The organism is Nonomuraea sp. NPDC049400, assembly GCF_044466425.1.
Classification (GTDB): Bacteria; Actinomycetota; Actinomycetes; order Streptosporangiales; family Streptosporangiaceae; genus Nonomuraea.
Window position 1 is genome coordinate 108,047 of the sequence record NZ_JBITMP010000015.1, and the last position, 26,067, is coordinate 134,113.

Below are 26,067 nucleotides of genomic sequence, written 5' to 3' on the forward strand. Positions count from 1 at the left end.
AGTTTCGCCGGCAGATGGTGGAGCTGGTGCGCGCGGGAAGGACGCCGGAGGAGCTGGCCAAGGAGTTCCAGCCGTCCGCGCAGTCGATCCGTACCTGGGTGCGCCAGGCCGATCTGGATGACGGTCGCCGCCAAGACGGCGTGACCAGCGCGGAGAAGGAGGAGTTGGCCCGGCTGCGCCGCGAGAACAAGATCCTGCGCGAGGAGAAAGAGATCTTGCGCAAGGCCGCGGTTTTCTTCGCGCGGGAGACGGATCTGCCGAGATGAAGTTCCGGCTGATTCATGCGGAGAAGGACCACCACGAGGTCTCCCTGCTGGCCCGGGTGCTGGGTGTGTCGCGCCAGGGCTACTACGCCTGGGCGGCTCGCCAGCTGCGCGGACCATCGGCTCGAGCCCGCCGCGACGCCGAGTTGACGGAGCGGATCCGCGAGCATCACCGGGCCTCGGACGAGATCTATGGTGCGCCGCGCATCCATGCCGACCTGCGTGAACTCGACGGGGTCCGGGTCGGTCGCAAGCGGGTGGCCCGGCTTATGCGCCGGGCTGGGCTGGCCGGGGTGAGCAGGCGTAGAGGCTGCCGCACCACGATCGCGGACGGGCGCGCTGCGGCCGCCTCCGATCTGGTCAAACGCCAGTTCATCGCAGCCGAGCCGAACCGGGTCTGGACCGCCGACATCACGTACGTGCCGACGTGGCAGGGCTTCGTCTACCTGGCAGTGGTGCTGGACGTGTTCTCCCGCCGGATCGTCGGCTGGGCGATGGCCGAACACATGCGCACCGAACTGGTGACCGACGCCCTGGCGATGGCACTGCACCAGCGCCACCCTGAGGCCGGGGTGATTCATCACAGCGACAAGGGCAGCCAATACACCTCAATCGCCTTCGGCCAGCGCTGCGAGCAGGCCGGTGTCCGCCCGTCCACGGGCCGCACCGGGACATGCTTCGACAACGCGATCACCGAGAGCTTCTTCGCCTCGCTGGAGTGCGAACTGATCGACCGGCGCACCTTCCGCACCAGGTCAGAGGCCGAACGAGCCCTGTTCAGCTACATCGAAGGGTTCTACAACCCACGCCGCCGCCATTCCGCCAACGGCCAGCTCAGCCCGGCCGAATACGAACGTCGACACACGCTCAAGAACGCCCAAGTCCTCGACTATGCTGCCGCGTAGTTCACAAGCCCTGATGTGTCTATCGAACCGGGGCAACTCCAATTCAGCCTGCCTAACGTGTTTGCTCCGAAAGCCGGTTCGTACAGCAGCAAGGGTCAGATCTGGAGTGACACTCGCGCCGGTCTGCGGTGGCTGATCAAACATCCCCGCTTGCGGATGATCGTGGGCTTGGGTGCCGTGTTCGCGGCGATGGACAGTGCCTGGTTCGCCGTGCTCGTGCTCTACGTGCCTCAGGTCCTCGGTCTACCGGCTTGGGGCTATGGCGTGTTGCTGGGCGTCGGCGCCGTTGGGGGGCTCGCCGGAGGGTTCTTCGCGACACGGGTCACGCGAATGATCGGACCCGCGGGAGCTCTGGCTGGGTGCCTCGGTTGCGCCGCGATTGGGCAACTGATGATTGGCCTTACCGCTTCTGCCGTCGTGGTGGCCGCGGGTTTGGTCATCACAAGTGCTGCGTTCGGCGTGTGGGCCGTCGTGGCTCGTAGTGCTCGTCAGCGGCTCACTCCAGCCGAGATGCTCGGTCGAGTGAGCAGCGCGGCGATGACCGCGGTGATGAGCGCATCTCCGCTGGGAGCCCTCCTCGGTGGCCTGCTTGCGGCTGAGTGGGGGTTGAGAGCGCCGATCCTCGTTGGAGTCCCGGTCTTGACGGTGGCGGCTGTCGTTTGCTTCCTCGCGATGCGCGAACGCGGTTGAGCTGGAAGAGCTGCCGTCCAACCCGCTGCACCGCATCAGATGGAAGCTTCCGAAGACCACCGAAACAGTGGATCCACGAGCCGTCCGGTTACCTTCGGCGGCCCTGCCCTTGCTTCTCGGCGTGATCTAGATGTGGCATGCTTGTCCGCCAATCGACCCGAGGAGCGGGAGACGGTATGCGGTGGCGCGGGATCGCCCTAGGAGCATTAGCCCTGGTAGCGCTTCCGTCTCTGGGGCGGCGCGCGGTATGTCAACACCCGGCATGGGTTGTTCAGGCCACCGGCCGCATGCTGGTGAGCCCGCACGACGGTGGAGTCAACCGCCACCGCCAGTGGGTGGACAGGCTCTGCCGGGAGCCGTACCGGGGCGGTACATCACGCCAGGACACCGGTACGGATCTCCCACACGATGCTGTTGCCCCCCGCTACGTTCTCCTCGATGGGGTTGAACCGCCGATCCTGCACAGATCTGTGGACGGAGCGGCGGCGATGTGCTCGCCGTCGAGCCTGATCGAGGCGGAGACGGCCGACCCGAGATGGCTGTTGGTGGCCTTGACGAGGTGGTCGTCGAGTCGGCCCCCGACGACACGCAGCACGGCCGCGCCGCCCCTGGCCGCGACGATCTCGATCTGATGGGTGCGGCCCCGGTGACGGAGTTCCAGTTCGACCACCGGATCGGAGTGGCTTTGGACCAGGACGGTCACGTAGCAGACGTCGTGGTCGGGGTGGATGCGGAGGTAGGCGTCAGCCGCACCGGACAGCACGGTGATCTGGTCCTCCGCGGTGAGGTCGCGGGGCGCGGTCCGGCGCAGTGCGTCGGCGAGGAGGGTGCAGGGTTCGCCGTGCTCGTCGCGCAGGGGTTGTGCGCCCTCGAGGAGGACGTGTCCACCGGCGGCCAGATGGGCGGCGAGCTTCTCTTGGACCGCGCGGTGCATGAACTGCCCGCCGTGCAGAGCGATCCGGTCGTGCCCGGCCAGGTCGGCGTGCTCCAGATCGACGATTCGATAGTCGTGGCCGGCGGCGCGCATCCGGTCGTGGAAGTCCAGTAGAGGGCGTCCGCACTGCTCGGCCGCGCCGGACGACCAGGCGCCGATCGCGGCGTAGGGCGGGTAAAGGCCCCAGGTGGCGTAGGTGACCGGAGCACATTCGAGGTACTCCACGCCGTGGAGCGTGAAGTAGTCGGCGAGCATTTTCACGGCCGCGGCCTTGCCCGTGGGGCGGCCGTCGCCGTCGATCGGCGGGCAGTCCGGGTAGGGAGCGGACAGGACGGCGTCGAGCGCGGGTGTCCAGTCGGTGGTGGCGATCGCGGTGTAGATGTTGAATCCGGTTGCACCGGCCGCCAGAGCGAGCAGGGTCTGGTGGAAGCTGGTGGCGCCGGCGGCGTAGGCGGTGTCGTACAGCTTGGAGAAGCCCCAGTTCTCCTCCATGTTCGGCCCGGCGGCGCGTTTGGCGGCGATCACATAGCGGGCGTGGGCGGACCGGTCGGCGGAGACCACGCCCATCCAGTTGGTGAAGCCGTACTGCAGGCCGTCCCAGGTCTCCGGCCGGACGCGGACGAGCCACGAGTCCAGGTCGCCGTCCTCGCCCGCGGGCGGGTTGAGGTTGAGCACGATCGGGACGGGCGGGGCGAACGCGTCGGTCCAGCGGCGCAGCACCTCGCTCAGGTAGGCGGCGTGGAAGCGGCCCCAGTCGATGTGCTGGAGCGGGGTCGCCGGGCCGCGCGGCGGCTCGACCTCCGCGAGGGTGGTGTACGCGGTGCCGTGCCGTGCGTTGTAGCCGGCGACGTCCCCGTACTCGCGGGCCAGGACGGTGCGGAAGAACTCCAGCCCGGACGGGCTGTAGTCGTAGGCCGACAGTGGGCGGGCGCCGTTGGTGAACAGGCCCTCGTTCCCGATCTGGCTCCCGATGATCGGCCCTGCGGGCGTCACCAGGTCGGGGGTGAACAGGGCTTGGCCCGCGGCGTGCAGCCACCGCTCGGCGAGCGCGGCGAAGCGCGGACCGAGGGGGGCGGGAAGCGGCCACGGGACGGCGCTGCCGTCGGCGTCGAGTTCGGATCCCGACCAGGTGGCGGGAGCTCCGTCGGCGTCCAGCTGCGGCTCGATCGCGGGATCGGCGAGGGGGCATACCCAGTCGGGCAGGCCGCCGTAGTTGAGTTCGGCGTGAACGAACGGGCCGGGTTTGACGATGACCTTCAGCCCGAGCTCACCGCAGAGCCGGACGAAGGCGACCGCGTCGGTCAGGTCGGGCGGTGTGGCGGCGGCGGGCTGGTGGTGCCGCCACGGGATGTAGGTGGTGACCACTTTGACGCCGGTTGCGGCGACGAGGGTGGTCAGCCGGTCGCGCCATACCTCGGGGCGGTCGCGGAAATACGGGTATTCGGCGGTGATGAGCAAAGAGAGGCTCCGATTACTTGAGTCCGGTGAACTGGATGCCGTCGAGGATGCGGCGCTGGAAGATCAGGAAGATGAGGATCACGGGCATGACGGCGACGACCGCTCCGGCCATGACGAGGTGCGGCTGGGCGACCCGGCCCGAGGCGAGCGCTTGCAGGGCCAGCGGCAGCGTGTACTTCTCCTGGTCGCTGAGGATGACCAGGGGCCAGAGCAGGTCGTTCCAGTGGAAGATGAACGCTGTGATCGTCACGACCGCGAGCGCCGGCCGGGCCATGGGCAGCGCGATGCTCCAGAAGATCCGCAGCCGGCTCGCGCCGTCCATCATGGCGGCCTCCTCCACCTCCTTGGGGTGGGTCAGGAAGAACTGGCGGAGCAGGAAGATGTCGAACGCCGAGACCAGGCTCGGGACGATCAGGCCGGTGAGGCTGTCGGCCATGCCGAGCCACTGGGTGACATAGACCTTCGGCACGAGCAGGGTGACGCTCGGCAGCATGATCGTGGTCAGCAGCGCGGCGAACAGCCGGTCCCGTCCGGGAAAGGGGATGCGGGCGAAGGCGTAGGCGGCCAGTGCCGCGCAGAGCACCTTGAGCGGGATCAGCACGGCGACGACCAGGACGCTGTTGAGGAACGCTGTGCCGAACCCGCCCAGTTCGAAGACCTCGGTGTAGTTGGCCAGGGTGCCCGCCCACTGGCCGTCCTCGGTGGTCGGCAGCAGGTGCGGGGTGGAGGTGAACACGTCCTGCGGCTGCTTGAACGAGGTGGCGGCCATCCAGGCGAACGGAGCGAGCGCGACGAGCGCGCCGGCTGCCAGGAGCAGGAAGGCGAGGACGCGCAGCGGGACCGGGGCGCGCCGTCCCGACCGGCTCTCCGGGCGTCGATGACCCACCGGACGGCGGGTCCGTTCGGCGAGCAGGGTCATGAGGCGGCATCCCTTCGGCTGAGGCGGAACTGCAGCGCGGTGATGAGCAGGGTCGCCATGAACAGCAGGAACGACATGGCGCTGGCCGCGCCCATCTCGCCGTCACGGAACCCCGACACGTACAGCTGCAGCACGTAGGTGAGGCCCGCCGACTCCGGTCCGCCGATGTCCCTGCCGAAGAGCACGTAGACGACGCCGAACATCTGGAGGGCGAAGATGATCCCGGTGACCGTCAGGTAGAAGGTGGTGGGACGCAGCAGCGGGAGCGTCAGGTGGAGCAGCTGCGCGCGCCGGTTCGCGCCGTCGATCTCGGCGGCCTCGTACAGGTTCCGTGGGATGCCTTTCAGCCCGGCCAGGAAGATCAGCATCGCGGTGCCCGATTGCCAGGCGGCGATCAGCACCAGCGCCGGGACGACCATCTCCGGGATGCCGAGCCAGTCGGGCCCGTCGATCCCGATCAGGCCGAGGGCCTCGTTGATGAGGCCGAACTGCGGGTCGTACAGCCACCGCCAGATCGCGGCGACGGCGGCTTCGGCGGTCACGACGGGCAGGTAGAACGCGAGCCGGAAGAAGCCCTGTCCGCGCCGGACCGCGTCGATCAGGTAGGCCTGGACGAACCCGGTGAACAGCGCTGCCGGGACGGCCAGGACCGCGTAGAGAAGGGTCACCCGGACCGCGATCCAGAAGTCGGGGTAGAGATCGCGGTCGAAGAGGATCTCCTGGTAATTCCGCAGGCCGGTCCAGCGGGGTGCGGAGGTCATGTCCCATTCGGTGAAGCTGAGGAACAGCGCGCCCGCGGCGGGGACCGCCATGAAGACGATCGTGTGCAGGATGGCCGGGGTGACGAACAGCCAGCCGACGAACGTGTCGGAGCGGGCGCCCTTCCGGGCGCCCGCCTGCCGCATCAGCTCCATCCGAGGACCTTGGTGGCCCGGGTGGCGGCGGTGTTCAACGCGTCAGCCGGCGACTTGTCACCGTCCACGCCCTCCTCGATGGCCTTGGCCAGGACGTCGTCGTTGACCTTGATCCACTCGGTGAGCGCGGGGCGGGGACGTGCCGACTCCAGCTGCTGGATGACAATCTTCATGTCGGGGTCGCCGGCCAGCGCCGAGGTGGCGGCGGCCTTCTTGTTGACCGGGAAGTTGCCGGTGATGTCGGCGTACTGCGCGTTGTGCTCCGCGCTGGACAGGAACTTCAGCCACTTCCAGGCGGCGTCGGGGTTGTCGGCCTTGCTGAACACGACGCCGTTGTCGCCGCCGATCGTGGAGGCCTCCTCCAGTTTCTTCGGCAGCAGTGAGACGCCGAACTTCAGCCGGGGGAACTGCTCGCGAATGCCCAGGACGTCCCAGGGGCCGGAGAAGGTCATGGCGGCCAGGCCCTTCTGGAACGCCTGGTCGGTGTTGGTGATCTTCCTCGGGGAGCTGGTCAGCAGGGTGCGCCACAGGCCCAGTGCCTCCTGGCCCTGAGGGCCGTTGAAGGTGATCTTCTTGGCGGTCTCGTCGACCATCGTTCCGCCGGCCGAGGCGACGAAGGCGGGGAAGATCCAGGCGCCGAAGCCGTCACCCTTGGGCAGGGAGATCCCGGCGACGTTCGGGTGCTCGCGGTGGACCTTCTCGGACGCGGCGATCAGCTCGTCCCAGGTGGCCGGCGGGGTCTGGAGGTACTGCTTGTTGTAGAAGAGCACGATCGTGGTCTGCTGGAGTGGGATGCCCATCAGCTTGCCCGCGACCTTGTTGGTGCCGAGGGCGCCGGGGTAGTAGTCGGCCTCGTCGATCGTCCCGGCGGGGACCTCGGCGAGCTGTCCGCCGCCGGCGAACCTGGCCATCTGGGGCTGGTCGAGGTAGCCGGCGTCGGGGGCGCCGCTGCCGTTGAGCGCGGTGGCGAGCTTGGTGTTGTAGTCGTCCTTGGGGATCTCGGTCAGCTTGATCTTGATGCCGGGGTTGGCGGACTCGAAGTCCTTGGCGAGCTGCTTGACCTTGACGGCCTGGTCGGGCGTCGGCTGGTAGTACCAGAAGTCGACCGTCTGCGTCGCGGTCTCCTGGCCGCCTTCGCCTCCACAGGCAGTCGCCGCCAGGGAGACCGCGAACAGGGCTGCGGCCATTCTCATCGGTGTTCTCATCGGGGATTCCTGTGGTTCGGGGCGGATCAGGAGTACAGGTTGAGCTCGTGCATGGACCACCAGTTGCCGGCCGAGCCGGTCTGGACGATCCGCAGGTAGCGCTTGCTCTGCGCCGGAAAGGACACCGTGGTCGTGGCGGCTCCGGTGCCGGATGCGATCGCAGCGCCCCACGACTGGGGGTCGTCGGAGGCGTAGACCTGGAAGCCGCGGGGCTCGTCGCCGTCCAGCGCACGAGCGGGCGCATCCCCGGCGGCCGACACCGAAGCGGTGGCCGTCCAGCCGGTCCGGCTGAGCATGCCGCCGGGGGTACCGGACGGGGCGGGCCAGGTGTAGGTGGCCATGGAGCGCGCCGGGAGGCTGGCGGCGAAGGTACGGCCGTTCTCCGTGACGGAGAAGGGCTGCGCCGAAGTGGTGGTGTTGAGGGCGACGAGGACACGGGAGCCGTCGGGGTTGACGAAGGCGGCGTTCTGGACCTCGGCTGAGCTGGTGGAGCCGACCCTGACCGCGCCCGGCTTCACGAACCTCGCGGCGTGGGAGAGGACGTAGTACTCGGCGTTGCGGGTGTACCTTGCGCCGTTGATCTCGACGATGCCGTTGCAGCGGTTGGAGCAGTGGCCCTGGTGCGGGCCGCCTGACGGGTTCAGCGCCAGGTTCCAGGTGATGGTGGACTCCCCGCCGTTGCGGGCGTTCTGGATGAGCAGGTTCTCCGCGTGCCACATCAGCGTGTCGGCGAACGTGGCGGCGCTGTCGGCGCTGTCGGTGCCGCTGCACTCGGTGAACATGACCCGCTTGCCGGCGTTGACGACCTGCTGCTGGGCGGAGACCTGTCCGCCGTAGCAGTGGAAGGCCGCACCGACCAGGCGGGGGAGGTTTCCGGCCCTCGAGAACACGTCGAGGGGGTAGTCGGGACGGTCCCAGTTGTGGTCGTAGGCCCAGATCCGGGTGTTGAGCCCCGCGGCGGTGAGCTTGGCATCGAGCAGCTTGATCAGATCGGCCTGCTGCTGGGACGACATGGCCATCGACGGGTAGCTGGTGGGGAACAGCGGCTCGTTCTGGACCGTCAGGTCGTCGACCGGGACGCCCGCGGCGGCGTACGCCTGCACGAACTTCACCAGGTAGTCGGCGTAGGTGGCGACATACTCGCTCTTGAGCGAGCCGCCGTTGAGGTTGTTCGAGTCCTTCATCCAGGCCGGTGCACTCCATGGGGAGCCCATCACCTTGAGCGCCGGGTTGAGCTGCCTGGCCTGGCGGACGAGCGGCAGGATGTTCTCGGTCTCGTCCCGCTGGACGCTGAACCGCGACAGGGTCGGGTCGGCGGCGCCGTCATCATAGGTGTAGAAGTCGGCGGTCCGGTTGAAGTCGGTCGCGCCGATCGGCTGGCGCAGATAGTTGAGGCCCGCCGTCTGAAACAGATCGGCCATCAAAGCGTTACGTCGGGCCTTCGGCATGGCCGCGATCAGTGAGGCGGAGGCGCCAGTGATGGAGGCGCCGAATCCGGTCATGGTCTGGTGGGTCTCGGCGGGGGACACAGCCACGTTTCGTGCCAGGGCGGTGGCGCCGAACGCGATGCCGGGCTGTCGGGCCAGTTTGGCGGACCCGTCGGCCGTGGTCAGCCAGACCTGGACGGACGGCGTCGCCTGAGCCGACGTGGCGTGGAGAGCGAGGGCGCCTGCCAGCGCACAGCCGAGGGCCGTGGCCGTGGCGAGGCTTCGGCGGAGCTGCATGATGCTCCTCCTTCGATGGGGGGTGAGGGAGAACTGCCATGAAACAAAATGAAACAATTCTGTAAAATGTTTCGTGTCCACATGAGTACTCGCCCGGTTCCGCCCTGTCAAGAGTCGCCTGCATACGGCCCACGAGATCGAATAACGGTATGCTGCGCCTGTGAAACGAAGTGATGTAACTTATGGCTAGGCGGCGCAGCGGCAAGGTCACCGTCCGAGCCATCGCCACCGAGGCGGGCGTATCGATCGCGACCGTTTCGCGGGTCATGAACGGCCATGAGTACGTCGCGCCAGAAACCCGCGCCCTGGTACAGGAGGCTCTGAACAGGCTCGGAAGCACGACCGCGATCCCCGGCTCCGCTGCGGAGGACCACCCCGCAGGCGCCGTCTACGTACGCTGCCCCTATCTGCTGACCGACTACTTCGGGATGATCGTCTCCTCGGTGGCCGAGACCCTCGACCTGCACGGCCGCCGCCTCATCCTCAGCGCAGGCGACGCGGCCCGCGAGGCGAGCGTCATCTCCGGGCTCCCCGACGACCCGGACATCGCCGGAGCGATCTTCATTGTCCCCTCGGAGACCAACGAGGAGCTGGAGGAGCTACGTGCCCAGGGATTCCCGTTCGTCGTGATCGATCCGCGTCTCCAGCCACCACGCGACATCGCCTCGGTGTCGGCCTCCCATTTCGCCGGCGCCCGGAGTCTCACCGCCCACCTCGTCCAACTCGGGCACCGCCGCATCGGCGTCATCGGCGGCCCTCAGGAGTGGCTGGCCAGCGAATACCGCCTCGCCGGCCATGCCTCCGCCCTCGCCGACGCCGGACTGCTCACCTCCCCCGAGCTCATCGTCCGCAACCGGGAACCGGTCACCGACTGGGGCTACGACTCCGCCTGCCGCCTCCTCGACCTCCCTGAACGCCCTACCGCCATCGTCGCCTTCAACGACAAGTCCGCCGTCGGTGCCCTGCGTGCCGCCTTCGAACACGGTCTCCGCGTCCCCGAAGACCTCTCCATCACCGGCTTCGATGACCTCTACCTCAGCCTCAGCACCCTTCCCATGCTCACCACCGTCCGCCAGCCGCTCGAAGAGATGGGCCGCATGGCCGTCACCCTTCTCATGCGTCTCATCGCGGGTCACGCCGTCGAGGCCCTCCACATCGAACTCGCCACCCACCTCGTCATCCGCGACTCCACCGGTCCGGCCGCGGACACACGGTAGGAGCAGGTCCGTCGACCCGCTTGGGGGCCGCGATCCGGACCCAGGAGGCCGCGCAACGGACGATCAAGCTCTAGACGGCTGCGACGGCGGGCGTCAGGCCCGCATCCGGCGTACTGGTGACGGGGACCGGGTCGGCGAGCTCGCCGACGAAGCGGCCGTCGACAAGGTCGCGGAAGGCCATCAGGTGCCACCGGCCATCATGCTGGACCAGGCGACCGGCGTAGAGCGAGGTGTCGGGGAACAGCCGGGCGGTGGAGATGTCGAAGGGGCCGTGGAGGCTGGGCCCGGTCACGCTGAAGACGCCCCCGGTGCCGTAACGACGGAGAGCGTCGTCGTCGAGCTGGGGGCGCGCACACGAGAAGATCAGCGTGGGAGTGCCGTCGACGACTTCGGCCTGGATGACCTCGAGGTGGCCGAACCCGGCGCCGGGCTCGGTCAGCGGCGGCTGGATGTGCCACTGCTCCAGATCGGTGGAGGTGCAGTGCCCGACGACGCCACGGCTTCGCCAATCGCCGTGGCCGGCGCGGGCGGTGACGTACATGTGCCATTGGCCGTCCTCGCCCCGGAAGACGAAGGGGTCCCGCCAGGCTTCTTCGCCCCAGGCGGACTGGCCGTGCTTCTCGTACCAGCGGGGATCGGCTTCCAGGACGGTGTGCGGCGGGTGCTTGTGCCACACGAGCAGGTCCGTGGAGGTGGCGACGCCGACGCGCTGGATGTCGCCGCCGTCCTGCCGGGTGGTGCCGGTGTAGAACATCCGCCACCGCCCGGCGTCGTCGCGTACGACGCTGCCGGTCCAGGTGGTCCAGTCGTCGAATGCCGGGAAGTCCGAGACCGCCAGGGCGTCGGGGAGGACCGTCCAGTCCCGCAGGTCGGCGGAGACGGCGTGGCCGACGCTCGGGTGGCGGTGGCGGCGGTCGGGGTCGCCGAGGCCGCGGGAGGCCCGGAGGTAGAACACGTGGTGGAGCGCGCCGTCGTAGGCGTACCACGAGTCCCAGATCCAGCTGTCCGCCAGTCGCAACATTGATTACCCCTTGATTCCGCTGTTGGCCACGCTGGCCACGAAGCTGCGTTGGAAGATGACGAAAAGCACCATGATCGGCAGGGTGACCAGGGTGGTGTAGCCCATGATCTGACCCCATGGCACGCCCTCGGCGGTGCTGGACTGGAAGAAATAGTCCAGGCCGACGGGGAGCGGCCGCAGGCTCTCCTCCTGTACGACCATCGTGGGCCACAGGTAGGAGTTCCAGATGGGCAGGAAGGTGAGGATGGCGCTGGTGGCGAAGGCCGGTCCGCTCAGCGGGACGACGATGCGCCGGTAGACGGTCAGGAAGCCCGCGCCGTCGATGAAGGCGGCCTCGTCGATGTCGCGGGGGATGGACTTGAAGAACTGCACGAACAGGAAGATCGAGAACGCGTTGGCGATGAACGGGACGATCTGCACGGCGTAGGTGTTGATCCAGCCGGTGGTCAGCTCGGGAGTCCCGGTGGCGAAGGAGAGATAGGGCAGATTGTTCACCCAGTACAGCAGCGGGAGCGCGAGCGTCTCGAACGGCACGATGAGGGTCGCGATGAGCACCCCCATGACGATGCCCTGCCCGCGCCAGCGCATCCGGGCGATGCCGAAGGCGGCCAGACTGTTGATCACCAGCCCGAGCCCGACGACGAGGAACGAGACGAGCAGGGAGTTGGCGTAGAAGCGGGCGAGCGGGACCCGGCTGAACAGGCCTTGATAGTTGTCGGGGCCGACGTCGCCCACCGGCAGGAACGCCCGGACGGATTCGAGGTCTTCGAAGATCTGCAGCTTGCCTTTGAAGCTCGACACGATCATGAAGATCATGGGCAGCAGGAAGGCGAGCGAGAACAGCGCGCAGGCGGCGTAGAAGGCGGTGCGCGCGAAGGTCCGGCGGGCCTTGACGGTGGTGGTCATGCGTCCTTCTCCCTGGTCAGCCGGCGCTGGATGAGCGCGACGCACAGCACGAGCACGAAGAACACGAAGGAGATGGCCGAGGCGTACCCGATGCGCTGTTTGCCGTAGCCCTCGGCGAAGGCCTGGTAGACGAGCGTGGAGGTGGAGTCCAGCGGCCCGCCCTTGGTCATGACGTTGATCTGGGTGAACAACCCAAGAGCGGTGATGGTGATGGTGACCAGGACGAACACGAAGGTGTGCCGCAGACCCGGCCAGGTGACGGAGGTGAAGGTGCGCCAGGGGCCCGCGCCGTCCATCTTGGCGGCCTCGTACAGCTCGCCCGGGATGGTCTGCAGCCCCGCCAGCCAGATGATCATGTGGAAGCCGACGGCCTGCCAGATCGACATGACGATGATGGCGGGGAGCGCGGTGGAGGGGTCGGCGAGGAAGGCGATCGGGTCCCAGGACGGGTAGACCGCCTTGATCGCGTTGTTGACCAGGCCGTCCTTGTCGTAGAGGAAGGCCCACAGGATCGACACCACGACCATCGACATCACGACGGGCAGGAAGAACACCGTACGGAAGAACACCCGCCCCCGGAATTTGCTGTTGACCAGCAACGCCAGCAGCAGGCCCAGGCCGCCCTGGACGGGGACGACGACGAAGGCGAACACGGCGGTGTTACGCAGAGACTTCCAGAACAGCGGATCGCCGGCGAGCCAGAAGCTGCCGCTCTTGCCGTCGGCTGCGGCGGAGTCCGACAACACCGACATCCCCTCGTAGGGGGTTCCGCTGCCGTTCTTGGTCAGGCTGCGCAGGGCGGTGCGGACGGTGCCCTCAGGCCCGGCGAGCTCGCGGACGCGGGCCTCGTCGAGAGTGACGTGCTTGATGCTCAGGAGCTCTTCGAAGTTCGACAGGCCGACCCAGCGGGTGGGTTGCGGCGAGGAGAGCTTGGCGTCGGTGAAGCCGAGGCTGAGGGCCAGGGCTATCGGGATGATGAGGAAGATCAGCAGCAGGAACATCGCCGGGGCGGTGAACAGCCGTCCCACCCTCGCCTCGGTCTTGCGGCGGTCGGCGGGCCGGCCCGGCCATCGCCTGGGCCGGTCCCGCATGTAGGTGACGGATCGCTTGGGTCTGCCGCGGGCATGCGTCAGGGACACGTGGACCTCACAGGTGGGGCGGGGTCCGGGGTGGGTGGCGGCACACCCCGGACCGGGGCCGATCACTGGTAGTTGTTGTTCTCGGCCAGGTTCTTGTCGATGGCGTCGACGGCGGCGTTCAGCGTGTCCTGCACGTTGGCGCCGGCGATGATGTCTTGCGCGGCCTTCTCGAAGGTCTTGGCGATGAACGGGTAGGCGGGTGTCGGCGGGCGGATGAGCGCGTACTTGCGGGCGAGCTCGATGTACGTGCTCTCCTTGGTGCCTTCCTTGAACTTCTTGCCCAGCGCCTGCGCGGCTGCGGAGGCGGGCAGGTTGCCGAGCTGCTCGCTGAAGGCCGACAGGTACTTGTCCTGCAGCCCGAAGCTGATCCAGCCGTTGACCGCCTCAGGGGTCTGGCAGGTCGCGGACATCCCCCACTGCCAGGAGCCCGCGCCGATGTAGGGCTGCTTGCCCAGGTTGGGCGGCGGCAGGATGACGGTGTCGTCGCCGTACTTCTTCACCGCGTCGCCGACGCTCCAGGAGCCGGCCCACTGCATCGCGGCCTTGCCTTGCACGAAGTCCATGCCGTCGACCGATTCCTTGGGGTTGGCCAGCTTGTTCTTGAACAGGCCCTGGAACCACTCACCCCACTTGACCGCCTGCGGGCCGTTCAGGACGCCTTCGGCGGTGGAGAAGTCGGTGCGGTTGATGAGGTCGCCGCCGAAGGACTGCAGGAGCGGAGAGTAGGCATAGGGGTACCACTCGCCGAGCCAGCCGGTGGCTAGGGAAAGGGGGTAGTCGTACTTGCCGGAGGACTTGATCTTGGTGAGGGCCGCGTCGAGCTCCGCCAAAGTCCACGGCTGGTCGACGGTGGGGATCCGGAGGTCGTTGTCCTCGAGGACCGACTTGCGCGCCAGGATGCCGAGGGCGGCGTCGTAGAAGCCGACCGAATACAGCTTGTCGCCGTAGATCCCCTTGACCCCCGGCAGCAGCGGGTCGGTCAGCTTGGCGTCCACGGTCAGCGGCTGGAGATATTTGGCGTACGCCCAGCTCGGCATGATCGGAGCGTCGACGTCGAGGAGACACGGCAGGTTCTTGGACGCCGCGGCCGAGACGACGGCGTCGTTGTAGGACGCCTGCGGGAACGCCTGGACGGTGATCTCGTACTTGTCCTGCGAGGCGTTGTAGTCGTCGGTGATTTGCTGGACCAGCTTGAGCTCGACCTCGTTGCCGGCGTTGTGCGTCCACATGGTGACCTTGGTCTTGCCACCCGACGTGGCCGCGGCGGAACCGGCCGATCCCGCGCTCGTCCCGCCGCCGCCGCAAGCGGCGAGCGCCAGCGCACCGGCGACGCCCAGGGCGGCCGCGGGGAGGCTCCGGGCTAGTATTGACATGATGCCCTCCAAGCGAGGCAACGGCTGCGCCGTTGCGTGGGTATTGCTTACCTCCGCGCGCTGGCCCTGACCCGACCAGTGCGCGGAGCGGCGACCGAATCTCGGACGACGAGGCCGCCATTGATGCGGACCTGGCTGACCCCCAGGTCCTCCGCCGACTCGATGCGCTCGATGAGCCGGCCCACCGCCCACTTGCCCATCTGGCGATGGGGCAGTGCCACGGTGGTCAGTCCGGGACGGAGCGCCTCCGACACCAGGACCTGGTCGTCGAACCCGACGATCGACATGTCCTGGGGCACCCGGATGCCCCGCTCGAAACAGGCCAAGTAGGCCCCCATGGCCATGCGGTCGGTGAAGGCGGCGACCGCCGTCACCTTCGGGAACTGCTCGAGCAGCCGCAGCATGGCCGCGTAGCCGTCCGCGGCGTTGGTGCTCTCGGTCAGGACGACGCGGCGCGGGTCGTCGTCCCATCCGTGGCGCGCGGCGACGTCCTCGAACGCCTTGGTCCGCAGCGTGGTCGCGGGGTACCGCGGGGTCTCACAGATCCAGCCGACGTGGTGGTGGCCGGCACGGGCGAGCTCCTCCAGAACCTCGCTCTCGCCGCCGTACTCGTCGGGCACCACCCAGTCGATGTCGCGGTCCTGGCACAGCGCGTCGACGAGAACGGTCGGCGCGGGCAGCTGCGCCGGCAGGGCCAGCTCCCGGTGGAAGTAGGAGGCGATCAGGACGCCCGCGACCTGATGCTCCTGCAGCAGGAGCAGGTTCTCGGCAATGGCGTCCGGGGTGCCGACCTCGATGAACAGCAGGTCATAGTCGTGCTCGCGGGCCGCCGACTGCGCGGCTTCGAGCATCGCACCTGCGTAGGGCAGGGTGGCCACGCCCAGGCTCAGCAGGCCCAGCAGAGGAGCCGACTGCCGGCGCAGGCTGCGGGCGGCGCGGTTACCGCGGTAGCCCAGCTCCGCCGCGGCTACCCGGACGCGCTCGGCGGTCGCCTCGGCGACCCGGCCTTCGGCTTTGCCGGACAGGACGAGCGACGCGGCCGCGACCGACACCTCGGCCCGGAGAGCGACGTCCTTCAGAGTGGCTGCCATAGCTCCTCGTTAATCGATTGACGTTAATCGATTGACGGAACAGTACGTCCACGTATCGGTCACGTCAACAGTCGTTACCAGTACGTGACGGGACCCGCATCCTCCACCACCTGAGCAGGTGCTCCCTGGTTGACGCGTGCGCGCAGACCGGCCCGGCCGCGCCTTGGATCGGGTACTTGTGATCCGGCCGGTTCGCGCGGTAGAACGACACCAGAGAGCGCTCTCTCGCGGCCCGGCGGATTCCGGCCGCGCGTCGAAGGATCTCATCCACCCCGATGTCTCCTGTCCATGGAGCGCTGCACACGCAGCGGAAAGGACAACCACATGAAGACCCAGCCTCCCGGCGACGGGAGTCTCACCAGGCGGGCCCCCGTCGGCCGGGCGTTAACGTTCGGTCTCGTGCTGGCGACCGCCGTCATGACGGCGGGGACGCCCGCCGCCACCGCCGCATCGCCGGCCCCCAGTACTCCCGATCTCGGGCCGAACGTCACCGTCTTCGACCCGAGCATGCCGGTCAGCGACATCCAGTCGACCCTCGACGCGGCCCACGCCGCCCAGGTCGACAACGAGATGGGCACCACGCGCCACGCCTACCTGTTCAAGCCCGGCACGTACGGCACCGCGGAGCAGCCCCTCCAGATCAAGGTCGGCTACTACACCGAGATCTCCGGCCTGGGCGCCTCCCCCACCGACGTCGTCATCAACGGCAAGGTCGAGGTCTACAACCGCTGCCTGGCGGACGGCGGGACCGCCAACTGCCTCGCGCTCGTCAACTTCTGGCGCACCCTGTCCAACCTGTCGATCAACGTCAACGCGACCGGCCAGGACGGCTGCAGATCCTCGGCGAACTTCTGGGCCGTCTCCCAGGCGGTGTCCCTGCGCCGGCTCAACGTCAGCGGCGGCACCCTGTCGCTGATGGACTACTGCACCGCCGGCCCGCAGTACGCCAGCGGCGGCTTCATCGCCGACTCCAAGCTGCCGTCCGTCACGAACGGCTCGCAACAGCAGTGGCTGACCCGCAACAGCGAGGTCGCCGGCTGGTCGAACGGCGTGTGGAACCAGGTCTTCTCAGGCGTGGCCGGCGCGCCGACCGAAGCCGGGTTCCCGAATCCGCCCTACACGACCCTCGACACCACTCCCGTCAGCCGGGAGAAGCCCTACCTGTACGCCGACCCGAAGGGCAGGTACCAGGTCCGCGTGCCGGCCGCCCGCAAGGACACGCGTGGCATCTCGTGGGCCGACGGCATGACGCCCGGCCGCACGCTGCCGATCAGCGACTTCTACGTCGCGAAGCCGTCGGATTCGGCGCAGGTCATTAACAACCAGCTCGAACGCGGCAAGCACCTGCTGCTCACCCCCGGCGTGTACGACATCGCGCGCAGCATCAAGATCAAACGCCCGAACACGGTCGTCCTCGGCCTCGGGCACGCCACACTCACCGCCGTCCACGGCTCCACCCCGCTCGACGTCGCCGACGTCCCCGGCGTCGTCATCGGCGGCGTGACCATCGATGCGGGCCTCGAGAAGTCACCCGTCCTGCTCAGGGTGGGCAAGAAGCACGGGCCACGCTGGAGCTCGGCGGACAACCCGACGACCCTGTCGGATGTGTACTTCCGGGTCGGCGGACCGCACGTCGGCAAGACCGACATCGCGCTCGAGGTCAACAGCGACAACGTGCTCATCGACCACACCTGGGTGTGGCGCGCCGACCACGGTGTCGAGGGCTTCACCGACACCCAGCGCTGGAACACCAACCTCGGCCGCAACGGCGCCGTCATCAACGGCGACCACGTGACCGCGACCGGCCTGTTCGTCGAGCACTTCCAGCAGTACAACACCATCTGGAACGGCGACGACGGCACCACGATCCTGTACCAGAACGAGCTGCCCTACGACCCGCCGACCCAGGCCGACTGGATGAACGGCGACGTCGAGGGCTGGGCCGGCTACAAGGTCGGCGACCGCGTGAAGACGCATCGCCTCTACGGCGCTGGTGTGTACGTCTTCAACCAGAACAACCCGCAGATCCACACCGAGAACGGCTTCGAGGTTCCGGAGACCCCGGGCGTCAAGCTGCACCACATCATGACCGTCAACCTCAACGCCGGCACGATCGACCACGTCGTCAACGGTGTGGGCGACGCCGCCGACACCACCAAGGTCGGCGCGCCGGTGTACATCGCGAACTATCCAGCCCCGTAGGGGGCCCCGGTGGGCCAGAGCCTCCGCGCCCCGGCCCACCGGCACGCCGCCGTGACACTCCCGGCAACGGGAGGGCTCACCCTTCGCGGACCTGAGCGACGGGAAGGCTCACCCTTCGCGGACCCGGATGCCGGGTCGCCATCCAAGCTGCCGCGAGATCCCCGGCCACTCGCCAGGACCGACGGCAATCACAAGAGCAGCAACGGGATGGCAGAGAAATGGCCTCTCACCAGCGACGCGAGCATGTCTCACCCTCATGCAGTCCATGATCATTACACGTCTACGGCACGGCGACTGGCGGAGATGATTCTCAGCAATCTGAACCGGGAGCCTGCACGCCAGGGCTCCGTGGCGTCAACCGAGTTGCGCCTGCGTTCACCGTTGTGCGGTGCTGCACTATGCAGACGGACGCCGACCGGGCGCGATGTGCACCTCGCCCGCCAGCCAGCGTACGAAACGATCAGCATGTGCCAGGTAGGTGCTCTTGGTGCTCGGGGCCAGATCGGCGGCGTTGACCAACGCGCTATACCGCTCAAACTCGCGCCGTATGTCGTCGATGGTCCATGCCTCACGATCGTGTGCACTCATGACCCCATGATGCCCCTGCCGACATCTGATCTGTAGGTCCTCAACGATCTCCAAGGTTATTCAGAACCGTCCGCCGCGCTGCTCGCCGGCGCCTTAGCCGTTCAGATCCGTCCAGCTCAGTTCATGATCGTCCATACGGGTGGCTCCCAGAGAGTGCTCATTCGCGCCCCAGGACGGAAATCGCTTCTCCACCGCGACGAGTGCGTCTATGAGTGCGGGGATATCTGTCTGGTCCAAGCCTTCGATCTCGAAGTGAAGGGTGTTCCGCATCCCAGGATGGTCAGCTACAGTCCCGGCGATCGACAGGGAACCTGTGTGATGACACTCGACGGTGAGCTCTATCCAATGCTCAACGGAGGACAGAGTGGCACTTCCCCTGACTTCGGCGTAGACGCGCTCCAAAGCCGCTCGGAAGTCGCGCAGCCCGAGACGCCTCGGCCGCCTCCTCGAGCATGGCCAGCGCGCTGTGCCGGTCCTCCAACCGAGCGGCGGCGATCGCGCCGGTGGACATGAGCGCCCCGTACGCGCCCCACGCGGCCGGCGCCGCGCCGGGCAGCTGCGAGCGCATCAGGTCGGCAGCGCGGGCGGTCAGATCGCGCGCCTTGCCATAGTCGGCGGCTCGGTGGAACAGCGAGACCAGGTCGCGGCGGGCCTCGGCCAGCGCGCGCAGGTCACCGCTCGCGGTGGCCGCCTGCTCACCCTGATGTGCCGCCACCCAGGCGTACGGAGGAGCGGACACTTGATCAGTGTCCGCGCCGTCAGGTGATAGACCTGCGCGGCCAACGACTGCCCGGCCGCGCTGGAGGTGCAGCGGGCAACGGGGATCAGCTCGGCGAGATCGTCGGCCAGGCCCGCGTAGCGAGCCGCGGTGAAGTCGCGGCGGGCCCGGGTCACGGCGCGGCTGAACGCCTGCAATGGCATGTCGCTGGACTGCGCCAGGGTGTCCGGAACGAGGGCATCGCGAAGCCGCGCGATTGCGTCGGCGTTCCCATCTGGCATGCCCAGGGCGGGAGTGACGAGTGCCGTGCTCGCGCTCTTGAGGAACGTGCGCCGTTTCGTTGCCTCACCTCCTGCGCTAGTCCCAAGCATAGGCTCGGAGCCGTATTCCCTCACCCACGCCTCAACGAGGCGCCCGTCAGCGCTGAGGGCGTCGTCAGCCAGCTCGGCAATGGCGCGAGCGCTATGCCGCCCAGCACGCCGGCACCCTCCGATAGCGGCTGCTGCCGCGTGCCGTCGGAAACGTCGCGCAGCGGGAGCCGATCGACGCCTGCTCCCGCTGCGCGACTGCAGGCCGCCGGCGAGCTGCCCGGCGACCCGCTCTCTTGCTATTCAGCTTGTGCGGGATAGTGGGCGCCCGCTGGAGGCGTGTTCGGGCCTGCGGGGATGTGGCCGCGCAGGAGGTGAACGCCGACGGCGATGATCCAGCCGAAGCCGGTCAGCAGGGAGAGGTGTTCGAGCAGGCCCGCGGGAGCCGGGCGCCAGAGGCTCAGGACGTCGAGGCGGTAGGCGATGCCGGCGGCGAAGGCGAAGATGATGATCAGGGTGCCGGACAGGCGCGAGTAGACGGCCCAGGCGCGGCTGTGCTGTCGGAGGCGCCGGGCCAGGACGAACGCGGCTGCGCTCAGCCCGGCGAACAGGGCGAAGCCGGCCGCTTGGTGGATGAGGCCGCTGGTGGTGGGCGCGCCGGAGGCCGGGGAGGGCTGCCCGGGAGGGTAGCCCAGCGCCGGGTCGGTGGGCACCAGCCCAGCCACGATCATCCCGATCGCCGCTGTCGTGAGCAGGATCGGCCCCCAGGTGGCGCCATGACCACCGCGCAGGATCCGGCGCAGCCCGGCCGCGAAGGCCAGTAAGAGCAGCCCGCCGAGCACGAAGTTGGCCGTCTGTAGCCAGGCGCGTTCGCCGGTGCCGAGCTGGCTGGCGCCGTGGTGCCAGAGGCTGTACCCGGGGCGGGTGGCTCCGTCGGCCCACAACAGCACCGGCACCAGGACGCCGGCGGCAATGCCGCTGCCAAGCAGCGGCTTGAGGATACGCGTGGTCATCGGGAAGTCCTCCTCCTTCTCCATGACCGCGAGGGGTCACGGGCCGACCAGACTTCCCGGCTCTCCAACGGAACGCCCCACGGCGGGGACGTATGCTTGATCAATACAGGAATTTTAGCTCATACTGAAATAACTGCAAGAGAGGGTTGGCAGGCGTGACCGAACAGGAACCGTTGCTGGAATGGGTGGAACGCGTCGCCATGTACTTGGCGCGGGATGGGGTGCCGCCGATCGCGGGGCGGGTGCTGGGCTGGCTGATGATCTGCGATCCGCCCGAGCAGTCGGCCGGGCAGATCAGCGAGGCCATCGGCGCCAGTCGCGCCTCGCTGACCTCGAACCTGCGGCTGCTGACCAGCATGGGGTTCCTCACCTGGCGGACCCGGCCGGGGGAGCGCACCGTCTACTACCGGATGGCCGAGGACGCCTGGGCGGTCGTGGTGCGCCGCCAGGTCGCTTCCATCACCTCGTTCATGGACATTACGCGCGACGGGGTGGACCTGGTGGGCGCGGACGAAGAACGTGCTGCGAGGGTCCGCCAGGCGCACGCCACCTTCGAGTGGATGGCCGAGGTCTTCGACACCGCGCCGCCCCTGCAGGCTGACGGCCCCGATAGCTCTGATAGCGCCGGGCACCCCGACGATGAGGAGACACCATGAGCAGACACGCGATCGTGGTCGGCGGCGGCATCGGCGGGCTGACCGCAGCGCTGGCCTTGCACCGGATCGGCTGGCAGGCCACGGTGCTGGAACGCGCGACCGAGTTGGGCGAGATCGGTGCCGGCATGTCCCAAGCACCCAACGCCCTGCGCGCGCTGGCCGAACTCGGCGTGGAAGAGCAGGCCCGCGCGGTCGGCGTGCCCACCCACGCCTCCGGCAACCTCCGCACCCCGGACGGCCGCTACCTGCAACAAGCGCGGCCTGGGGATGCGAGTGCGCTGCTCGCCTTCCACCGCGCCGACCTGCACCAGGTGCTGCTGGAGGCGGTGCCCGCCGGCTGGGTGCGTACGGACGCGGAGGTCACCGCCGTCGGGCAGAACGGCGGCAGTGTGAGTGTCGGGTTCGGCGGCGGTGAGCTGACCGCCGACCTGGTCATCGCCGCCGACGGCATCCGCAGCACCGTTCGCCGGCTGCTGTGGCCGGACGCGTCGCCGCCCCACTTCCTGGGCCGGACCGCCTGGCTGGGCATCGCCCCGGTGTCCGGCTTGCCCGGCAGCATCACCATGGGTCCGGGCGGCTACTTCCTTATTCACCCCATCGCGCGTGATCGCGCGTATTGGGCTTACGTCACCACCACCGACGCGCCGGGCATCCGCTACGAGCGGGAGAAGGTCAAAGTCACCGACCGCATCGGCACCTGGCATGATCCGATCCCGGCACTGGTCGAGGCCACCCCGGCCGAGGCAGTGATCCATATCGACATCTGTGACCTTGATCCGCTGCCGACTTACGTGCGCGGCCGGGTGGTGCTGCTCGGCGACGCCGCGCACGCGATGAGCCCCGACCGCGGGCAAGGCGCCGGCCAGTCGATCGAGGACGCCGTCGTGCTCGCCGCCGCCCTCGCCGGCGAGCCCACCATCGAGGCTGCACTGCGCCGCTACGACGCCGCCCGCCGCCCGCGCACCCAGGCCACCGCCCGAGGCGCCCGCAAGGACGGCGCCCGGACCACCTCCAGGGCCGCCCATCGGGCGATGGTGACGATGATCCGGCTGATGCCCGCGCCGTTGTGGCGCAAGGGCATCGCCGCCGACGGCAACGCCACCTGGCGGTGGCGGCCGCCGCGCCTGCCGTCGCCGATCACGCGCCCTTGAGGCAGGCTCCAGCCCACGCCACGCGTGGCGGGTGCTGCTCATGCTGTGTCCGTAGCGAACCAGGTGCGTCCCTTAGCCGACGATGACGGGCTGTTCGGGAAGCTCGTAGTGGCGGGTGCGGTGCTTGAGGGCCAGCGCCGAGCCCAGTGTCAGCGGGCCGGTCCTGCCGATGAACATGAGCAGCACCAGCAGCAGATGCCCGGCGACACCGGTGTCGGCGGTGATGCCGGTGGACAGGCCTACCGTGCCGAAAGCGGAGATGACCTCGAACAGCACCTGGTCCAGGCTGTGCGGGGTGAACACCAGCAGCAGGTACGTCGATGCCGCGACCAGCGCCACGCTGACGGCGGTGAGGGAGATCGCCTGACGCTGGGCCGAGGCGGGAAGCCGCCGGTGGCCGATGTTCACCTGCGGCTCGCCTTTGAACTCCGCCCAGATGACGAAGAACAGCAGCCCGAAGGTGGTCACTTTGATGCCGCCCGCGGTTCCGGCGCTGCCGCCGCCGATGAACATGAGCACGTCGGTGACCAGCCAGCTGGAAGGGTACATGTCGGCGATGTTGAGGCTGTTGAACCCTGCGGTACGCGGCATCACGGCGGTGAAGAACGCGGCCAGGAACTTGCCCGGATCATCCAGCGCCCCCAGGGTCTTGGGGTTGCGCCACTCAGTCCCCAGAAGGACCAGCGTACCGACGACCAGCAGGACCACGGTCACGCCCACGGTGACGCGGGTGAGCACCGACCAGCGGCGAGGATGCCGCCACGTCTTGACGAGTTCGAAGACCACCGGGAAGCCCATCCCGCCCACGATCACCGCGATCGCGACGGTCAGGCAGATCCACGGATCGCCGACGAACCGCATCAGGCTGTCCGGCCACAGCGCAAAGCCGGCGTTGTTGAATGCCGAGATCGCATGGAACACCCCGAGGTAGAGCGCGCGCCCGAACGGCTCGCCGTAGCCGAGGAGGAAACGGCCGGTCAGCACCAGCGCCACAATCGCCTCGCAGGTGAGGCTGAAGACGACCACTTTGCGCACGACCGCGCGCACGTCGGACATGCTGAGCGTCTTGGTCTCCGCCTGTGCGAAGATCTTGGCGCGTAATCCGATCCGGCCGGAGACCAGCACGGTGAACACGGTGGCCAGGGTCATGATGCCGAGGCCGCCCACTTGAATCAGTCCAGCGATCACCACCTCCCCGAAGACCGACCAATGCATTTCGGTGTCCACCACCGCCAGCCCCGTGACGCACACCGCCGATGTCGCGGTGAACAACGCCGCCAGCCAGGTAGCCGGCTCACCCGATGTGGTGGCGATCGGCAGCATGAGCAACAGGCTGCCGATCAGGACCGCCCCGCCGAAGCCGAGGACGATGACCTGCGCGGGGTGCTGGAATCGGGCGAGCAGGGAGGTGCGCCTCACGATGCCGACTCTCCTCATGCCGGTGTCCGGCCTCGAACGCTTCATGTACGCCGACCAGCGGCAGCGTGCTCAGCCTGCGGCAAGGAAATCACGGATCTTCGCGGCGATGTGGGATAGTCAGGGCCGAACCAGATCATGTGACTGTCGGCCCGGCTGTCCACCAGTGCGGCGTTCGGCATCGCCGCGGCCAGTGACTCGGCGTGGGCGAAGGGCACCGACCGGTCCTGGCGGGTGGCGATGACCAGTGCGGGCTGGCTGACCTGCGCGGCGCAGTCCGGCACGGGGAGCATGTCGGCGACGAAGCCGCTCCCGGAGCGCATCACGGTGAACAGTCCGGCCAGCGTGGCCCGCTCGGCGGCGGACAGTCCTTCCAGGACCTGGCGCGTGGGCAGGACGGACAGGTCACGCAGCAGCAGGCGCAGACCCAGCGATGGTGCGACCCGTATCAGGAACCGCATGATCGCCCAGGTGCCGGCCTCCAGGCGGGCGTGGAAGACCACCCGGCCGCCCAGCCGGGTCAGCCGGTCGGGCCAGGGCAGGAAGCCGACCGAGCTTTGGAGGATGACCCGTTCGGCCAGGTGCGGGTGGCGGGCGGCCATGGTCAGCGGTGTACGCCCGTAACCGGAGCGCGAGGGCGCCAGCACCGTGAAGCCGGCGTCGGTGAAGACCTCCTCGCCAAGCGGCAGCCCCGCCCGCGCGTGACCGCCGTGGAACACCAGGACGGTCCTGGGGCCATCGCCCTCCAGCCGGTATTCCACCGGGCCGGCCGGCAGGCGCGCGACGTCGGTGGCGCGCTCCGAAAAGGCTGCGTGGGACGTGGACACCATGGCACCTCCTTGAGCGAATGGGCGATCACGACCTCAGACCAGTGGACGGACACATCCGGGGCGAGCCCGACGGGTCAGCCCCGGCACGGTCACTCCCGTCGGCGTATCTTGCGGGTGACGCTCCCGTACCAGGCCGGGACCTCACGCTCATCGTCGAACCAGCGAGCCACCACGATGTCGGTGGAGGAGTGCAGCAGGATCGAGGCCACGATGGTCACGGCGACGAGCTGGAACACCTGCTCGGCGGCGGCGATCCCGGAGCCGAGCACGAGCAGCCCGTACACGACGGAGGCGAAGCCCTTGGGCCCGAACCAGGCCACCGCCGCCTGCTCGCGCACCGACAGCCCCGACCGCAGGAACGACAACCAGATCGCCACCGGCCGCGCCAGCACCAGCGCAAGCACCGCGAACAGCCAGCCCTGCCAGCCGACCGAGCCGAGCAGTGCCGGGGTGATGAGCGCGCCGAACACCAGCAGCGCGGCCAGCTTGAACACCTCGGCGATGAGCTCCCCGAAATGCTCGAACGACTCACGCTGCCGCGACCCGAACGTGGCCACGGTGATCCCGGCCGAGAACGCCGCCAGGAACAGGTTGCCGTGCGTGGCCTTGCCGACCGCGAGCACGAGCAGCCCGATGGCCAGGGCGTTGAGCGGCTCGTACTGGGTGGAGGCGGCGAACCAGCGGGTCTGCTCCAGCTTGATCGCCGCCCAGGGGATGGCGACGCCGATGACGACACCGAGCGCGAGTTCCAGCCCCAGCGCGCCCAGATGCAGGTCATCTGAGCCGGCGGCGACGGCGAGGAAGAGGATGACGAACGGCAGCGCCAGCCCGTCGTTGACGCCGGACTCGACGTTGAGCAGCTGCCGCAGCCGGGGCGGCACCTTCTCGTTGCCGACCAGAGCGGCGGCGAACACCGGATCGGTCGGGGCCAAGATAGCGCCGATGAGCAGCGATTCGATCCAGCCCAGGCCGAGCAGGTAGTGGGCGCCGAGGGCGGTGATGGCCAGGGTGAGCGGCAGGCCCCAGCCGAGCGCTCGCCCGGGCAGCCGCCAGGCGCTGCGCAGCTCGGCCCAGCCCACCCGCATGCCGTCGGTGAACAGCACGGTGAACAGCGCCAGCTCGGCCAGCGTGGCGACCAGGTCGTCGCCCGGCCGCAGCGAGACCACGCCGAGCACGCCGTCGCCCAGCACAAACCCGGCCACCAGGAACAGCGCCGCAGTGGACAGAATGGTGCGGTGGGCCAGGCTGGAGAGCAGGACGGCGAGCAGGAGCACGCATGCGAACGCGGTCAGCAGCGTGCCCATCAGGGCCACCGCGTGGGGGACATCATGGAACGCCTCCGGTCGGGATCACTGAACGATCTTGCCGACCAGACTTCCCGGCGCACCGCGCTCACCATAACAGCGGCGGTGTCAAGACAACAGAC

At 68.5% G+C, this 26,067-nt stretch carries 22 protein-coding genes; 6 read left to right on the forward strand and 16 right to left on the reverse strand.

Annotated features, from left to right (window positions below; translation table 11 throughout):
* Positions 1-14: 14 nt before the first annotated feature.
* Positions 15-1,168, forward strand: a protein-coding gene (locus tag ACIBVN_RS24750; protein ID WP_397140304.1) for an IS3 family transposase whose coding sequence is annotated in 2 segments (ribosomal slippage) — positions 15-213 and positions 213-1,168 — 1,155 coding nt in all. Because the reading frame shifts where the segments join, the coding sequence is not laid out codon by codon here.
* Positions 1,169-1,225: 57 nt separating this feature from the next.
* Entirely contained in the window at positions 1,226-1,858 is a 633-nt protein-coding gene (locus tag ACIBVN_RS24755; RefSeq protein ID WP_397140306.1) for an MFS transporter, read from the forward strand.
* Between the two features lie 424 nt (positions 1,859-2,282).
* Here the strand turns inward: ACIBVN_RS24755 and ACIBVN_RS24760 are convergent, their stop codons facing one another.
* Genes ACIBVN_RS24760 through ACIBVN_RS24780 form a run of 5 tightly spaced genes read right to left on the reverse strand, consistent with a single transcriptional unit; the run spans position 2,283 to position 9,012 of the window.
* On the reverse strand, positions 2,283-4,250 hold the full coding sequence (locus ACIBVN_RS24760; RefSeq protein ID WP_397140066.1) for a beta-galactosidase: 1,968 nt from the start codon (positions 4,248-4,250) through the stop codon (positions 2,283-2,285).
* A gap of 13 nt (positions 4,251-4,263) precedes the next feature.
* Positions 4,264-5,169: a carbohydrate ABC transporter permease gene (locus ACIBVN_RS24765; RefSeq protein ID WP_397140068.1), complete on the reverse strand. Its 906-nt coding sequence runs from the start codon at positions 5,167-5,169 to the stop codon at positions 4,264-4,266.
* Positions 5,166-6,083: a carbohydrate ABC transporter permease gene (locus ACIBVN_RS24770; protein ID WP_397140070.1), complete on the reverse strand. Its 918-nt coding sequence runs from the start codon at positions 6,081-6,083 to the stop codon at positions 5,166-5,168. Before ACIBVN_RS24770 ends, ACIBVN_RS24765 begins: the two co-directional genes overlap by 4 nt.
* Entirely contained in the window at positions 6,074-7,276 is a 1,203-nt protein-coding gene (locus ACIBVN_RS24775) for an ABC transporter substrate-binding protein (RefSeq protein ID WP_397140072.1), read from the reverse strand. Before ACIBVN_RS24775 ends, ACIBVN_RS24770 begins: the two co-directional genes overlap by 10 nt.
* Before the next feature lie 38 nt (positions 7,277-7,314).
* Positions 7,315-9,012 (reverse strand): glycoside hydrolase family 30 beta sandwich domain-containing protein, encoded by a 1,698-nt coding sequence (locus tag ACIBVN_RS24780; RefSeq protein ID WP_397140074.1) that lies wholly within the window; start codon positions 9,010-9,012, stop codon positions 7,315-7,317.
* A 182-nt stretch (positions 9,013-9,194) separates the two neighbouring features.
* Between ACIBVN_RS24780 and ACIBVN_RS24785 the strand changes: the two genes are divergently transcribed.
* Positions 9,195-10,229: a LacI family DNA-binding transcriptional regulator gene (locus ACIBVN_RS24785; RefSeq protein WP_397140076.1), complete on the forward strand. Its 1,035-nt coding sequence runs from the start codon at positions 9,195-9,197 to the stop codon at positions 10,227-10,229.
* Positions 10,230-10,299: 70 nt separating this feature from the next.
* Here the strand turns inward: ACIBVN_RS24785 and ACIBVN_RS24790 are convergent, their stop codons facing one another.
* The 5 genes from ACIBVN_RS24790 to ACIBVN_RS24810 all read right to left on the reverse strand — a co-directional run bounded on the left by ACIBVN_RS24790 (position 10,300) and on the right by ACIBVN_RS24810 (position 15,759).
* Complete coding sequence (locus ACIBVN_RS24790; RefSeq protein ID WP_397140078.1) at positions 10,300-11,250, reverse strand: hypothetical protein; 951 nt, start codon at positions 11,248-11,250, stop codon at positions 10,300-10,302.
* A 3-nt stretch (positions 11,251-11,253) separates the two neighbouring features.
* Positions 11,254-12,156, reverse strand: coding sequence for a carbohydrate ABC transporter permease (locus ACIBVN_RS24795; protein WP_397140080.1), 903 nt, complete (start codon positions 12,154-12,156; stop codon positions 11,254-11,256).
* Entirely contained in the window at positions 12,153-13,295 is a 1,143-nt protein-coding gene (locus tag ACIBVN_RS24800; protein WP_397140082.1) for a carbohydrate ABC transporter permease, read from the reverse strand. Before ACIBVN_RS24800 ends, ACIBVN_RS24795 begins: the two co-directional genes overlap by 4 nt.
* Before the next feature lie 62 nt (positions 13,296-13,357).
* On the reverse strand, positions 13,358-14,668 hold the full coding sequence (locus tag ACIBVN_RS24805; RefSeq protein ID WP_397140084.1) for an extracellular solute-binding protein: 1,311 nt from the start codon (positions 14,666-14,668) through the stop codon (positions 13,358-13,360).
* Positions 14,669-14,715: 47 nt separating this feature from the next.
* Positions 14,716-15,759: a LacI family DNA-binding transcriptional regulator gene (locus tag ACIBVN_RS24810; RefSeq protein WP_397140086.1), complete on the reverse strand. Its 1,044-nt coding sequence runs from the start codon at positions 15,757-15,759 to the stop codon at positions 14,716-14,718.
* Between the two features lie 324 nt (positions 15,760-16,083).
* Between ACIBVN_RS24810 and ACIBVN_RS24815 the strand changes: the two genes are divergently transcribed.
* Complete coding sequence (locus tag ACIBVN_RS24815) at positions 16,084-17,961, forward strand: adenylyl cyclase (RefSeq protein WP_397140088.1); 1,878 nt, start codon at positions 16,084-16,086, stop codon at positions 17,959-17,961.
* A gap of 396 nt (positions 17,962-18,357) precedes the next feature.
* Here the strand turns inward: ACIBVN_RS24815 and ACIBVN_RS24820 are convergent, their stop codons facing one another.
* From ACIBVN_RS24820 to ACIBVN_RS24830, 3 genes are all read right to left on the reverse strand, one after another.
* Positions 18,358-18,549 carry a hypothetical protein gene (locus tag ACIBVN_RS24820; RefSeq protein WP_397140090.1) on the reverse strand — a complete coding sequence of 64 codons (192 nt, stop codon included), beginning with the start codon at positions 18,547-18,549 and terminating at the stop codon, positions 18,358-18,360.
* Between the two features lie 349 nt (positions 18,550-18,898).
* Positions 18,899-19,288, reverse strand: coding sequence for a hypothetical protein (locus tag ACIBVN_RS24825; protein WP_397140092.1), 390 nt, complete (start codon positions 19,286-19,288; stop codon positions 18,899-18,901).
* Positions 19,289-19,874: 586 nt separating this feature from the next.
* Positions 19,875-20,588, reverse strand: a complete 714-nt coding sequence (locus ACIBVN_RS24830) for a DUF998 domain-containing protein (RefSeq protein WP_397140094.1) — start codon at positions 20,586-20,588, stop codon at positions 19,875-19,877.
* 155 nt (positions 20,589-20,743) lie between these two features.
* Here ACIBVN_RS24830 and ACIBVN_RS24835 point away from each other — a divergent pair, with 155 nt between their 5' ends.
* The gene (locus ACIBVN_RS24835; RefSeq protein ID WP_397140096.1) at positions 20,744-21,244 is read left to right on the forward strand and encodes a GbsR/MarR family transcriptional regulator; all 501 of its coding nucleotides are present in this window, start codon (positions 20,744-20,746) and stop codon (positions 21,242-21,244) included.
* Positions 21,241-22,395 (forward strand): FAD-dependent monooxygenase, encoded by a 1,155-nt coding sequence (locus tag ACIBVN_RS24840; protein WP_397140098.1) that lies wholly within the window; start codon positions 21,241-21,243, stop codon positions 22,393-22,395. The genes ACIBVN_RS24835 and ACIBVN_RS24840 overlap by 4 nt, the downstream gene beginning before the upstream one ends.
* Positions 22,396-22,467: 72 nt before the next feature.
* Here ACIBVN_RS24840 and ACIBVN_RS24845 read toward each other — a convergent pair whose 3' ends face one another.
* The 3 genes from ACIBVN_RS24845 to ACIBVN_RS24855 form a co-directional block, all read right to left on the reverse strand.
* Positions 22,468-23,817, reverse strand: coding sequence for a TrkH family potassium uptake protein (locus ACIBVN_RS24845; RefSeq protein ID WP_397140308.1), 1,350 nt, complete (start codon positions 23,815-23,817; stop codon positions 22,468-22,470).
* Between the two features lie 38 nt (positions 23,818-23,855).
* A complete protein-coding gene (locus ACIBVN_RS24850; RefSeq protein ID WP_397140100.1) occupies positions 23,856-24,641 on the reverse strand; it encodes an alpha/beta fold hydrolase in 786 nt (261 codons plus the stop codon).
* Between the two features lie 89 nt (positions 24,642-24,730).
* Positions 24,731-25,945, reverse strand: a complete 1,215-nt coding sequence (locus ACIBVN_RS24855) for a cation:proton antiporter (RefSeq protein ID WP_397140102.1) — start codon at positions 25,943-25,945, stop codon at positions 24,731-24,733.
* Positions 25,946-26,067: the final 122 nt, after the last annotated feature.